Source organism: Burkholderia sp. AU33545 (genome assembly GCF_020419685.1).
Lineage (GTDB): Bacteria > Pseudomonadota > Gammaproteobacteria > Burkholderiales > Burkholderiaceae > Burkholderia > Burkholderia diffusa.
The window spans coordinates 80,001-92,560 of record NZ_JAIZRQ010000006.1 but is presented as its reverse complement, the minus strand read 5'-3'; the positions used below and the strand labels follow the sequence as shown (position 1 = coordinate 92,560).

12 protein-coding genes are annotated in these 12,560 nt (G+C 69.2%); 9 read left to right on the top strand and 3 right to left on the bottom strand.

Features of this window, described 5'->3' with window-relative positions; genetic code table 11:
• Positions 1 to 160 precede the first annotated feature (160 nt).
• Together LGM71_RS20580 and LGM71_RS20575 are read right to left on the bottom strand one after the other, a co-directional pair.
• Positions 161 to 844, bottom strand: a complete 684-nt coding sequence (locus LGM71_RS20580; protein WP_151048841.1) for a helix-turn-helix domain-containing protein — start codon at positions 842 to 844, stop codon at positions 161 to 163.
• Between the two features lie 212 nt (positions 845 to 1,056).
• Positions 1,057 to 2,232 (bottom strand): MFS transporter, encoded by a 1,176-nt coding sequence (locus LGM71_RS20575; protein WP_059607608.1) that lies wholly within the window; start codon positions 2,230 to 2,232, stop codon positions 1,057 to 1,059.
• Between LGM71_RS20575 and LGM71_RS20570 the strand changes: the two genes are divergently transcribed.
• The 9 genes from LGM71_RS20570 to lnt all read left to right on the top strand — a co-directional run bounded on the left by LGM71_RS20570 (position 2,165) and on the right by lnt (position 10,742).
• Positions 2,165 to 2,350 (top strand): hypothetical protein, encoded by a 186-nt coding sequence (locus LGM71_RS20570; RefSeq protein ID WP_170296421.1) that lies wholly within the window; start codon positions 2,165 to 2,167, stop codon positions 2,348 to 2,350. The genes LGM71_RS20575 and LGM71_RS20570 overlap by 68 nt on opposite strands.
• Before the next feature lie 29 nt (positions 2,351 to 2,379).
• Positions 2,380 to 3,312, top strand: a complete 933-nt coding sequence (locus tag LGM71_RS20565) for a LysR family transcriptional regulator (RefSeq protein WP_226116189.1) — start codon at positions 2,380 to 2,382, stop codon at positions 3,310 to 3,312.
• 257 nt (positions 3,313 to 3,569) lie between these two features.
• Positions 3,570 to 4,943 carry a tRNA (N6-isopentenyl adenosine(37)-C2)-methylthiotransferase MiaB gene (gene miaB / locus LGM71_RS20560; protein WP_059528119.1) on the top strand — a complete coding sequence of 458 codons (1,374 nt, stop codon included), beginning with the start codon at positions 3,570 to 3,572 and terminating at the stop codon, positions 4,941 to 4,943.
• 38 nt (positions 4,944 to 4,981) lie between these two features.
• The gene (locus tag LGM71_RS20555) at positions 4,982 to 6,028 is read left to right on the top strand and encodes a PhoH family protein (RefSeq protein ID WP_059607614.1); all 1,047 of its coding nucleotides are present in this window, start codon (positions 4,982 to 4,984) and stop codon (positions 6,026 to 6,028) included.
• A gap of 149 nt (positions 6,029 to 6,177) precedes the next feature.
• On the top strand, positions 6,178 to 6,963 hold the full coding sequence (gene ybeY, locus LGM71_RS20550; protein WP_059607616.1) for an rRNA maturation RNase YbeY: 786 nt from the start codon (positions 6,178 to 6,180) through the stop codon (positions 6,961 to 6,963).
• 13 nt (positions 6,964 to 6,976) lie between these two features.
• Entirely contained in the window at positions 6,977 to 7,609 is a 633-nt protein-coding gene (locus tag LGM71_RS20545) for a gamma-glutamylcyclotransferase (protein WP_059607618.1), read from the top strand.
• A gap of 53 nt (positions 7,610 to 7,662) precedes the next feature.
• Complete coding sequence (locus tag LGM71_RS20540) at positions 7,663 to 7,812, top strand: hypothetical protein (protein WP_170296422.1); 150 nt, start codon at positions 7,663 to 7,665, stop codon at positions 7,810 to 7,812.
• A gap of 292 nt (positions 7,813 to 8,104) precedes the next feature.
• On the top strand, positions 8,105 to 8,992 hold the full coding sequence (locus tag LGM71_RS20535; protein ID WP_124621329.1) for an HlyC/CorC family transporter: 888 nt from the start codon (positions 8,105 to 8,107) through the stop codon (positions 8,990 to 8,992).
• A 52-nt stretch (positions 8,993 to 9,044) separates the two neighbouring features.
• Positions 9,045 to 10,742 (top strand): apolipoprotein N-acyltransferase, encoded by a 1,698-nt coding sequence (gene lnt / locus LGM71_RS20530; protein ID WP_226116187.1) that lies wholly within the window; start codon positions 9,045 to 9,047, stop codon positions 10,740 to 10,742.
• Positions 10,743 to 10,779: 37 nt separating this feature from the next.
• Here the strand turns inward: lnt and LGM71_RS20525 are convergent, their stop codons facing one another.
• Positions 10,780 to 12,417: a hypothetical protein gene (locus LGM71_RS20525; RefSeq protein ID WP_226116185.1), complete on the bottom strand. Its 1,638-nt coding sequence runs from the start codon at positions 12,415 to 12,417 to the stop codon at positions 10,780 to 10,782.
• Between the last annotated feature and the right edge of the window lie 143 nt (positions 12,418 to 12,560).

Below are 12,560 nucleotides of genomic sequence, written 5' to 3'. Positions count from 1 at the left end.
GAACCGGCGGGCCAAGCATACATCAGCTGCGCACGCGGCGCAGCGAACCACACTTAAAACCTTACTGACGACTCCGTCTAACGGCATCGTCCGAACGGCCGACACCGGGCCTGCACGCCCGTCCTGAACGGAACCGGCGCCGGCCCTGCGACCCGCGCGTTCAGCCGGCCGCGTGCGCGGCGTCGGGCACGAGCCAGCGCGGCGGCACCTCGGGGCTCACCGTCACGCGGAACGCGCGCGCCTCGCTGTCGCCCGGATTGCGCAGGCTGTACGGCTGGTCGGCGTCGAACACGATCGCGTCGCCGGTCGCGAGCAGCTGGCGCCGATCGTGCACGCCGACTTCGAGCGTGCCTTCGCTGACGACCAGGTTGACCGTCGTGCCGGGCGCGCGGCGCGTGCCGGGTTCCGTGTGCAGCGGCGCAATCCGCAGCTCGTGGAATTCGGCCGCGGCAGGCTCGCCTTCCGGATACAGCGCGCGCGCCGAGAAGCGGCCGTTCGAGCTGACGACGCGCGCCGCGCGCTCTGCCGCCAGATGCTCGAAGCCGTTCACCGCATGACGGCGCAGGAACGCGGCGACCGATACCTTCAGCGCCGCGGCGATCTTGCAGAGCACCTTGATCGACGGCACGCTGCGCGCGGATTCGATCTGCGCGAGCATCGCGCGCGACACGCCGGACAGCCGCGCGAGCGCATCGAGCGACAGCTGCCGCTCGGCGCGCAAGCGCGCGAGATTCACGCCGACGACCTGCTCGAGGACGTCGAGCGACGCGGACGTCCGCGCGTCGGCGGCATTGCCGGACTCGAAGGAAGACACGTCGCGCACCAGCGCCAGGGGTGAAGACATAACATGGCCTCCGGGCCGCCGCGCGGCCCTGCGAATGGGGTTAGCCGGAATCGGGTTGCGCCACGAACGGCGCGTATCGAGACGCTATCACCCGGCCCCGACCCGGCAAACGAAGTTATCTTCACACCGTTATCAGCATCGCGGAGGAAAGCGTTTCTCGCGAACCTTTTCCTGTCGCCATAGCGCCGGCACACCGCCGCCCGGTGCACCGCTCAATGCGCGGCCGGTGCCGCGCAGCGCGCCGGTGCGCGGGCATCGAGCCGCATCGCGAGCCACGTGACGACGAGCGCCGCGAACGTCACCGCGACGGCGACCCACGGCAACGCATCGAGCGCAAAGCCGTGTCCCAGCGCGAGACCGCCGAGCCACGCGCCGCCCGCGTTGCCGACGTTGAACGCGCCGATGTTCAGTGTCGACGCGAGATGCGGCGCGCTCGCGGCCTTTTCGACCACGCGGGCCTGCAGCGGCGGCACCGTCGCGAACGCGGCGATCCCCCAGACGAATACGGTCACCGCGGCCGCGACCGGCAGGTGGCTCGTCTTCGCGAATACGGCCATCACGGCCATCAGCGCGACCAGGATCGCGATCAGCGACGGCATCAGCGCGCGGTCGGCGAGCCTGCCGCCGAGCGTGTTGCCGACCGTCAGCCCCGCGCCGAACAGCACGAGGATCAACGCGACCGCGCGCGGCGAATAACCGGTGACGGTTTCGAGGATCGGCGCGATGTACGTGAACACGACGAACACGCCGCCGAAGCCGAGCACGGTCATCAGGAGCGCGAGCCACACCTGCGGCTCCTTCAGCACCCGCACTTCGTGGCCGAGGCCGACGGGCCCGCTGTCGTGGCGGTTCGGCACCAGCAGGGCGACGCCGCCGAGCGACAGCACGCCGAGCGCGGCGACGATCCAGAACGATGCGCGCCAGCCGAGCAGCTGGCCGACGAACGTGCCGAACGGCACGCCGAGCACATTCGACAGCGTGAGGCCCGTGAACATCAGCGCGATCGCGCTCGCGCGCTTGTCGGCCGGCACGAGCGACGCGGCCACCACCGCGCCGATCCCGAAGAACGAGCCGTGGGCGAACGACGTGACGACGCGCGCGACCATCAGCATCGCGTAGCCGGACGCGGTCGCGCACAACACGTTGCCGACGATGAAGATCGCCATCAGCAGCTGCAGCGCGGCCTTGCGCGGCATGCGGCTCGTCAGCACCGCGAGCAGCGGCGCGCCGACCGCGACGCCGAGCGCGTAGCCCGTGACCAGCAGGCCGGCCGACGGCAGCGACACGGCGAGGTCGTGCGCGACTTCAGGCAAAAGTCCCATGATGATGAATTCGGTGGTGCCGATGGCGAAGGCGCTGATCGCGAGCGCCAGTAACGGTATGGGCATGACGTTCTCCGAAAAGGCGGCGGACGCGGCAGCCGGTCCGTACCGCACCGCACAAAAAGCGGGATGTGCGCGCATTGTCCCGAATACGCCTATCTTTGATAATTGGCGCGGCATTTGAACCATTTTCAAAAGATTGTGGAAAATCCAATGGATCGACTGGGCGACATCCGGCTGTTCGTCGAGGCGGCGGAACTGGGCAGCCTGTCCGCGGCAGGGCGCAAGCTGAACCTCACGCCGGCCGCCGCGAGCGCGCGCCTCGCGAAGCTCGAGGCGAAGGTCGCGACGCGGCTGTTCGAGCGCTCGACGCGGCAGCTGCGCCTCACCGACGAAGGCCGGCTCTACCTGAACTGCTGCCGGCAGGCGCTGCAGGCGCTCGACGACGCGCACGCGCTACTGCAGGAAGGCCGCAACGTGGTGGCCGGCAAGGTGCGGCTGTCGTCGACGTCCGATTTCGGCCGCAATCAGCTGCTCGACTGGCTCGACGAATTCACCACGCTGCATCCGGGCGTCACGTTCTCGCTGACGGCGTCCGATTCGTCGTCGAACCTGTGGCAGGACGAAATCGACCTCGCGATCCGCTTCGCCGCCCCGCCCGACGGCGCGCTGATCGCACGCCGGCTCGCCGCGAACCGGCGCGTGCTGTGCGCGGCGCCGTCGTTCGTCGAGCGCCACGGCGTGCCGGCCGATCCGCACGATCTGGGCCGCTTTCCTTGCAACGTGATCACGATCGCGTCGGGCCCGATGAACACGTGGCGCTTCACGCGCGGCGACGAGGTACAGACCCACACGGTGCCGGTGTCGACGGCTTTCGAGACCAACGACGGCGGCCTCACCCGCGAATGGACACTGCGCGGCCACGGCATCGCGCTGAAGTCGCTCTGGGACATCGCCGACGACGTGCGCGCCGGCCGGCTGCGCGTGCTACTGCCCGACTGGCGACACCAGGACGCGCCGCTGCACGCGCTCTATCACGGCAAGCGCTACATGGCGCCGCGCGTGCGCGTGCTGCTCGACTTCCTCGCCGAACGCTTCGCGCGCGAGGAAGCGGCGCTCGACGACCTGCTGAACGCGTGCCGCTGAAGGTTGCCGCGCCGCCATATCGGGGTCGGAGTTCAATGAAAGGCGTCGCGCGGCCGCAACCTGCCGCCCGCCCGGAGCAGCGCGTAAAGCTATAATGGAAAGCTTTCCCGACGGCTTTTCATGCATGCGCGAGTATTCGCGACATGCTCGCTCGACGCGCACCGCGCGCCCCGGTCCGCCACGCTGCACCGGCAGCAGCCGTCCCGATTCACCCTTGACGACGCCCCCAGGTCAACCACTGCGAACGGCGAATCCCCATGACCAAGAAAGTTTACGTAAAGACCTTCGGCTGCCAGATGAACGAGTACGACTCGGACAAGATGGTGGACGTGCTCAATGCCGCCGAAGGCCTCGAAAAGACCGATACCCCGGAAGACGCGGACATCATCCTGTTCAACACGTGCTCGGTGCGTGAGAAGGCGCAGGAAAAGGTGTTCTCCGACCTCGGCCGCGTGCGCGAGCTGAAGGAAGCGAAGCCGGGCCTGCTGATCGGCGTCGGCGGCTGCGTCGCCAGCCAGGAAGGCGCGTCGATCGTGTCGCGCGCGCCGTACGTCGACCTCGTGTTCGGCCCGCAGACGTTGCACCGCCTGCCGCAGATGATCGATGCGCGCCGCGAAAGCGGCCGCGCGCAGGTCGACATCACGTTCCCCGAGATCGAGAAGTTCGACCACCTGCCGCCCGCGCGCGTCGAGGGGCCGAGCGCGTTCGTGTCGATCATGGAAGGCTGCTCGAAGTACTGCAGCTACTGCGTCGTGCCGTACACGCGCGGCGACGAAGTGTCGCGTCCGCTCGACGACGTGCTGACCGAAGTGGCCGGCCTCGCCGACCAGGGCGTGCGCGAAGTCACGCTGCTCGGCCAGAACGTGAACGCGTATCGCGGCGCGCTGACGGCCGGTTCGACCGAGATCGCCGATTTCGCGACGCTGATCGAATACGTCGCCGACATCCCCGGCATCGAGCGAATCCGCTACACGACGTCGCATCCGAAGGAATTCACGCAACGCCTGATCGACACCTATGCGAAGGTGCCGAAGCTCGTGAGCCACCTGCACCTGCCGGTCCAGCACGGCTCCGACCGCATCCTGATGGCGATGAAGCGCGGCTACACCGTGCTCGAATACAAGTCGGTGATCCGCAAGCTGCGCGCGATCCGCCCGGACCTGTCGCTGTCGACCGACATGATCGTCGGCTTCCCCGGCGAGACCGAGGAAGATTTCGACAAGATGATGGCGCTCGTGCACGAGATGAGCTACGACACCAGCTTCTCGTTCATCTACAGCCCGCGCCCCGGCACGCCGGCCGCGAACCTGCACGACGACACGCCGCGCGAGGTCAAGCTCAAACGCCTGCAACATCTGCAGGCGACCATCGAGGAAAACGTCGCGCGCATCAGCCAGTCGATGGTCGGGAAGGTCGAGCGGATCCTCGTCGAGGGCCCGTCGCGCAAGGACCCGAACGAACTGTCGGGCCGCACCGAGAACAACCGGGTCGTGAACTTCCCGGCGCCGCTCGCGTCGCACCCGCGCCTGATCGGCCAGATGATCGACGTGAAGATCAACCATGCGTACCCGCACTCGCTGCGCGGCGAGCTCCTGCTCGTCAGCGACGACGCGAGCGCGGCCACCCACTGACCTGACCGACTGACGTTCAACAGGAGCCCGACGCTACTTTGAAGACCGTCCAAGCACTGGAATTCACCGCGCCGCGCGACGACAACGCGCGCCTCGCCAACCTCTGCGGCCCGCTCGACGAGAACCTGCGGCAGATCGAACAGGCGCTCGACGTCACGCTCGCGCGGCGCGGCCACCGGATCACGATCCGCGGGCGCGGCGCGAAGCTCGCGCTCGCGGCGCTCGAGAACTTCTACAACCGCGCGCGCGATCCGCTGTCGGTCGACGATATCCAGCTCGCGCTGGTCGAAGTGCGCCACACGTCCGGCAACGGCCGCCAGGACACGATCGACGTGCGCTTTCGCGGCGACCCCGACCATCCGTTCGACGAGCCCGTCGTGCAGCTCGACGCGGACACGCCGGACGAAGAGCCCGCGCCGAAGCTCTATACGCGGCGCGCCGACCTGCGCGGTCGCACGCCCGCGCAGCGCGAATACCTGAAGCAGATCCTGTCGCACGACGTGACGTTCGGCATCGGGCCGGCCGGCACCGGCAAGACCTACCTCGCGGTCGCATGCGCGGTCGACGCACTGGAGCGCGACCAGGTCAAGCGGATCGTGCTGACGCGCCCGGCCGTCGAGGCCGGCGAGCGGCTTGGCTTCCTGCCGGGCGATCTCGCGCAGAAGGTCGACCCGTACCTGCGGCCGCTGTACGACGCGCTGTACGACCTGCTCGGCTTCGACAAGACCGCGAAGATGTTCGAGCGCCAGATGATCGAGATCGCGCCGCTCGCCTATATGCGCGGCCGCACGCTGAACCACGCGTTCATCATCCTCGACGAGGCGCAGAACACGACGCCCGAGCAGATGAAGATGTTCCTCACGCGGATCGGCTTCGGCTCGAAGGCCGTCGTCACCGGCGACACGAGCCAGGTCGACCTGCCGCGCGGGCACAAGAGCGGCCTCGTCGAGGCGCAGCAGGTGCTCGGCGGCGTGCGCGGCATCGCGCTCACGCGTTTCACGAGCGCGGACGTCGTGCGCCATCCGCTCGTCGCGCGCATCGTCGAGGCGTACGACGAGTTCCACGCGCAGCATCAGGACGGCTGACCGGCGGCGCCCGCGCGCTGCCCCGGCCTGCCGGCCCGGCCCGCCCGACGGCGCGCCGGGCTTTTTTTCACCCGCGCGCGGCCGTTTCGAATTCGGGAGCGATCGGCCGTTTGGTGTATCCTCAACGCGTTCCAATCGCCGCACCCGTCATGAAATCTTCCCGTTCCCGCAAGTCCGGGCGCGACCAGTCCGCCGCGCCCGATTTCCCCCGTCTCTCGCTGTTCGATGCGAAGGGCAAGGCCCGGACCGTCAGCGCGCAAGGGCTTCGAATCGACTTCCCCGACGGCCGCAGCCTGATGTTCGACCTGTCGGGCAGTTCGGGCGAGGCGGCCGTTGCGATCGTTGCGCAGCACCACGATCCTGCGATGCGCGCGAAGCTTGCGCTGCAGCCCGAGCACTACGACAGCGTCACGCTGCACGTGGGTGCCGAACCCGCGCCGCGCGACGAGGAAATCGCGGAAATGGCGAACGAGGTGCGCGAGCTGGAGCTCGACCTGTCCGTGCAGTACGGTGACGAAATCACCGGCGACATCCGCAAGACGCTTCCCAAGCGCAAGCTGATCGCCGAATGGATCGAGCCGGCGCTGTTCGCGAGCGCGCAGCTCACCGTGCGCTTCGTCGGCGAGGAAGAAGGCCGCACGCTGAACGCCGGCTACCGCCACAAGGACTACCCGACCAACGTGCTGACCTTCGCGTACGACCCGGCGCCCGACGGCACCGTGATCGGCGACCTCGTGCTGTGCTGCCCGGTCGTCGAGAAGGAAGCGCACGACCAGGGCAAGCCGCTCGCTGCCCACTACGCGCACCTGCTGGTGCACGGCGCGCTGCACGCGCAGGGCTACGATCACGAGACGAGCGACGAGGACGCCGCCGAAATGGAAGCGCTCGAAGTCGACATCCTCGCGAAACTGGGCTTTCCGAACCCGTACCAGTAAAGCCGTCCGCACCATGCACCACGCCGCGCTGCTGCCGCCCGCCTACCCGCCGTCGATCGGCGAGGGACGGCTGCTGACGGACGATGAGCTCGCCGCGTCGCTCGCGCACACGATGCGCGACTGGGATGGCCGGCAGGATCTCTGGCTGTTCGGCTATGGCTCGCTGATCTGGAACCCCGGGCTGCCGACCGTCTCCGCCGTGCGCGGCAAGGTGCACGGCTATCATCGTGGGCTCTACCTGTGGTCGCGCGTGAACCGCGGCACGCCCGAACGTCCGGGCCTCGTGCTCGCGCTCGATCGCGGCGGCTCGTGCTCGGGCATCGCATTCCGGCTCGCGGGCCCGACGGCGCAGCCGCATCTCGAGACGTTGTGGAAACGCGAAATGCCGATGGGGTCGTACCGGCCCGCGTGGCTGCCGTGCTCGCTCGAAACCGGCGAACGCGTGCGCGCACTCGCATTCGTGATGCGCCGCGACGTGCCCACTTACACCGGCAAGCTTACCGACCCCGTCGTCAAGGAAGTGTTCAGCTGCGCGGCCGGCCGCTACGGCACGACGCTCGACTACGTGAGCCGCACCGTGGACGCGCTGCGTGCGAGCGGCATCCCCGATCGCGCGCTGGAAGGGCTGCTCGCGCGATGCCGGTGACGCTCGACAGGGCCGGCCGCACCGCCCGTGCACGCGAAGGCGGCACGACGCCCATGAAACCGGCACGCAAATCGCGCATGACGCTGGCCGCGCTGCTCGTCGCTGCGAGCGTCGCGCTGTCCGGCTGCGGCATCCTCGGCTGCGGCGGCGCCGCGACCAACGGCGCTGCTGCCGGCGGCTGCTCTGCCGGCATGCGCTTCTGAGGGCCCGAACGTCGGCTCGGCTCGGCTTGTCGCGCTCGCGACGAAATGCCGCTGACACCGACTGACCGGCCGGTCGCCCCCGCTTTTTTGCCGCCGCTGCCCCGCCGCCCCTTTCTGAGATAGGATGGAGACGAAGGACGGCGCCGCGCCCGGCGCGGCTGTTCCCGAGCGGGGCTCGCGCGCGCCGCATGCCCTTGGCCGGACGGCCGGGGCGACACGGCCGCGCCATGTCCTTGGTGTATCCTTGCCTACTCCGTGACCGCGCGCTCCGGCATGACCCGGGCGCACCACCATGAACGATTCGTATCCCAGTCGTAAGCTCACCGACAAACCGCAAGAAAAGCGCTCGCTGCTCGAGCGCCTGACCGACTTCATCTCGCCCGAGCCGGAATCCCGGACCGAGTTGCTGGAAATTCTCCAGGACGCCCACGAACGCAACCTGATCGACGCCGATTCGCTGTCGATGATCGAAGGCGTGTTCCAGGTGTCCGACCTGTGCGCCCGCGACATCATGGTGCCGCGCGCGCAGATGGACGCGATCAACATCGCCGACAAGCCCGAAGACTTCATCCCGTTCGTCCTCGAGAAGGCGCACTCGCGCTACCCCGTGTTCGAGGAGAACCGCGACAACGTGATCGGCGTGCTGCTCGCGAAGGACCTGCTGCGCTTCTATGCCGAAGATGAATTCGACGTGCGCGGGATGCTGCGCCCCGCCGTGTTCATTCCCGAATCGAAGCGCCTGAACGTGCTGCTGCACGACTTCCGCGTGAACCGCAACCACCTCGCGATCGTCGTCGACGAATACGGCGGCGTCGCTGGCCTCATCACGATCGAGGACGTGCTCGAACAGATCGTCGGCGACATCGAGGACGAATACGACTTCGACGAGGAAGCCGGCAACATCATCTCTGGGCCGGACGGCCGCTACCGCGTGCGCGCGCTCACCGAGATCCACCAGTTCAACGAGACGTTCGGCACCGACTTCCCCGACGACGAGGTCGACACGATCGGCGGGCTGATCACCCATCACTTCGGCCGCGTGCCGCACCGCGGCGAGAAGCTGCAACTCGGCAACCTCGTGTTCGAGATCCAGCGCGGCGATGCGCGCCAGGTCCACGTGCTGCTGGTGCGCCGCAACCCGCTCGCGAGCCGCCGCGCCGAAACCTCGCACGAGGACTGACCGTCTCGCGCCGGCCGCGTCTCCTTCAACCGCTCGCCCTCTTTCGCTTCACATGGACGATCCGATCCCGTCTCGCCCGGCTGGCGGCCTTTGCGCGCCGGCTCCCGGCCGCACGCTGCCGCGCTGGCACTATCCGGCCGCACTGCTCGCAGGCGCGGCCAATACGCTCAGCTTCGCACCGACCCCGCACGGCGGCTGGCTGCAGCTCGCCGTATTCGTCTGGTTTTTCGCGCAGCTGACGCGCACGTCGAGCTGGCGCGGCGCCGCGCTCACCGGCGGCGCGTTCGGCTTCGGCAACTTCATCAGCGGCATCTGGTGGCTGTACATCAGCATGCACGTGTACGGCGAGATGGCCGCGCCGCTCGCGGGCGGCGCGCTGGTGCTGTTCTCGCTCTACCTGTCGCTGTACCCGGCGTTCTCGGCGGGGCTCTGGTCGTTCTGCGCGGGCCATGCGTGGCATCGCCGCGCACCCGATCCGCGGCCGTTCTCGCCGAGCTGGCACGGCGCGTTCGCCTTCGCGAGCGCATGGGCGCTCGGCGAATGGCTACGCGGCACCGTATTTACCGGCTTTCCGTGGCTCGCGAGCGGCTATCCGCAGGTCGACGGCCCGTTCGCGGGCTTCGCGCCGGTCGTCGGCGTGTACGGGGTCGCCTGGGTGCTCGCGCTGTTCGCCGCGCTGGTCGTGCAGGCGCTCGTCGCCGGCCGCCGGTCGCCCGAATTCGAATCGGAATCCGGCGGCGCCGGCAACGCGCGCGTGCGCGTCGTCGCGCCGGCCGGCATCGCCGTCGCGCTCGTCGCGGCCGGCCTCGGGCTGTCGCAGGCCACGTGGACCGTGCCCGCGAACGCGCCGCTCACGGTGCGGCTGCTGCAGGGCAACGTGAAGCAGGACATCAAGTTCGAGCAGGAAGGCATCGACGCGGCGATCAAGATGTACACGCAGATGATCGTCGAGAAGCCCGCCGACCTGATCGTCACGCCGGAGACCGCGATCGCGGTGATGATCCAGGAGCTGCCCGAACCGTTCGCCGTCGCGATCCGCAAGTTCAGCGACACGACGGGCTCGGCCGTGCTGTTCGGCGCGGTCGGCGCGTCGGTGACGCCGGACGGTCATTACGTCGATTACACGAACAGCCTGTACGGCGTGACGCCGCATTCGCGCGACATCTATCACTACGACAAGCACCATCTCGTGCCCTTCGGCGAATTCATCCCGTGGGGCTTCCGGTGGTTCGTCGACCTGATGAAGATGCCGCTCGGCGACTTCGCGCGCGGCGCACCGGTGCAGAAGCCGTTCCTCGTGCACAACCAGCCGGTGATGGCCGACATCTGCTACGAGGACTTGTTCGGCGAGGAAATCGCCGCGACGATCCGCGACAACCCGCAGCCGCCCGGTGTGCTCGTCAACGTGACGAACCTCGCGTGGTTCGGCGACACGATCGCGCTCGACCAGCATCTGCAGATCGCGCGGATGCGCGCGCTCGAAACGGGCCGGCCGATGCTGCGCTCGACCAACACGGGGATGACGGCCGCGATCGACGCGCACGGCCGCGTGCTCGGCCAGCTCAAGCCGTTCACGATCGGCTCGCTCGACGTGCGCATCGAAGGCACGAGCGGCTTCACGCCTTACGTGACGAGCGGCAACAACATCGTGCTCGCTGTGTCGCTGGTCCTGCTCGCGTTCGGCTTCACGTTCGGGCCGGGCCTGCGCCGCCGCAACGGCGCGAAGGCCGGCGACGACCGGAACGCCTGACGCATCGGGCGGCCGTCGCACGCGGTGCGGCGGCCGCTCAGCCCCTGCGCTTCGCGTCCGCGGCCAGGGCGCGGAGATCCCGCCCGAGTGTCTCCATCACCGGCGCCCATGCGCCGAACGTCGGCTGCCGGTACAGCGTCGCGGTCGGATACCACGGGCTGTCGGTGCGCTCGAGCAGCCACGGCCAGTGCGGATTCACGTCGAGCAACACCCAGGTGCGCGCGCCGAGCGCGCCCGACAGGTGCGCGACCGACGTGCACACCGTGATCACCAGATCCAGCGCGCCGATGAAGGCGGCCGTATCGTCGAAACTCTTCAGTTCGGCGGTAAAGTCCTCGATCGCGAAACCGGCTGCGCGCGCCGCGGCGACATCCGCTTCCGCACCCGGCTGCAGCGAGTGGAACGCGACGCCGCCGATGCCGCGAAACACATCGGCATAGCGCTCGAGCCCGACGCGCCGGAACGGATTGCGCTGGTGCCCCGCGCTGCCCGTCCACACGAGCCCGACCTTCAGCCGGCCGTCGCCCGCGAGCCGCGCCCGCCATGCGTCGCGCGCGTGCGGATCGGCATGCAGGTACGGCACCGATGCGCCGAGCGTCGACGTCTCCATCCCGAGCATCAGCGGCAGGCCGATGAGCGGCACTTCATAGTCGAAGGCAGGCAGCGCGTCGACGCCGCCGCCCGCGCTGAACGCGTCCGCGTGTGCGCCGAGACTGCGCCGCATCAGCGTGCCCACCTGCGGAAACGTGTTCCACGCGAGCCGGCCGCCCTCGCGGTGCACGCGCTCGGCGAGCGGCGCGACGAAGCGCGCGAACTGCAGCACGTCGCCGAGCCCCTGCTCGCCCCAGACGAGCAGCGTCTTGCCCGCGAGCGGCTCGCCCTGCCAGCGCGGGCCGGGCAGCACCGGCCGCTGGCCGCGCAGCTCGCCGGCGCCGTCCCAGCGTGCTTCGTGGCCGCGCCAGCCCGCCGCGTAATTGCCGCGCACGAGCTGGATGATCGCGAGGTTGAAACGGAACGACGCGTCGTCGGGCGCCAGCTCGCACGCGCGCGCCGCGTAGCGCTCGGCGTCGTCCCAGCGCTGCGCCTCCTTCATCGCCATCGCGATGTTGTTCGACGCGAGCGCATTGTCCGGCGCGATCTCCGCAAGCCGTGCCGCACAGGCGAGCGCGCCGTCGAGGTCGAGCGTCGCAAGCCGCGCGACGATCAGGTTGATCCACGCCTGCACGTCGTGCGGGTCGGCTTCCACGGCCGCGTCGAGCAGCGCGATTTCCTCGCGGCGGTCGCCGCCCGACAGCCGCAGCGCGATCGCCAGGTTGTTGCGCAGCGACGGCCAGCGTGGATCGAGCGCATAGGCGGCGCGGTACGGCGCGACGGCATCCGCGTGACGACCGAGCATCTGCAGGGCGTAGCCATGATTGAAATGGCCACCGGCGTCCGGATGAATGCGCGCCGCGCACTCGGCCAGCGCGAGCGCGTCGGCCGTGCGCTGCCGCGCCACGAGCGTCACGGTGAGCTGCGAGAGCGCTGCCATGTCGACTGCGTGCAGATGGCCGGCGGCGGCGAGCCAGCGTGCGTATGCGTCGTGCTCGCCGCGCGCTTGCGCGTCGGCGGCCTGCCCGAGCAGCGCGAGCAGTGGCGGCATCAGTGGAATGAGGAAATCGTTCGAATCGTCCATGCGGTCCGGAGTGGAAAATCGGTTGCGCGGCAGGCGTCGCGCGCACCGCGATACGCGCATCTTAACGCCCGCGCAAAGCGGCGCGGCAGGCGATGCAACAAGCGCATCGCGACGCCGCACGCGCGCGCACCGCGCATACGGGC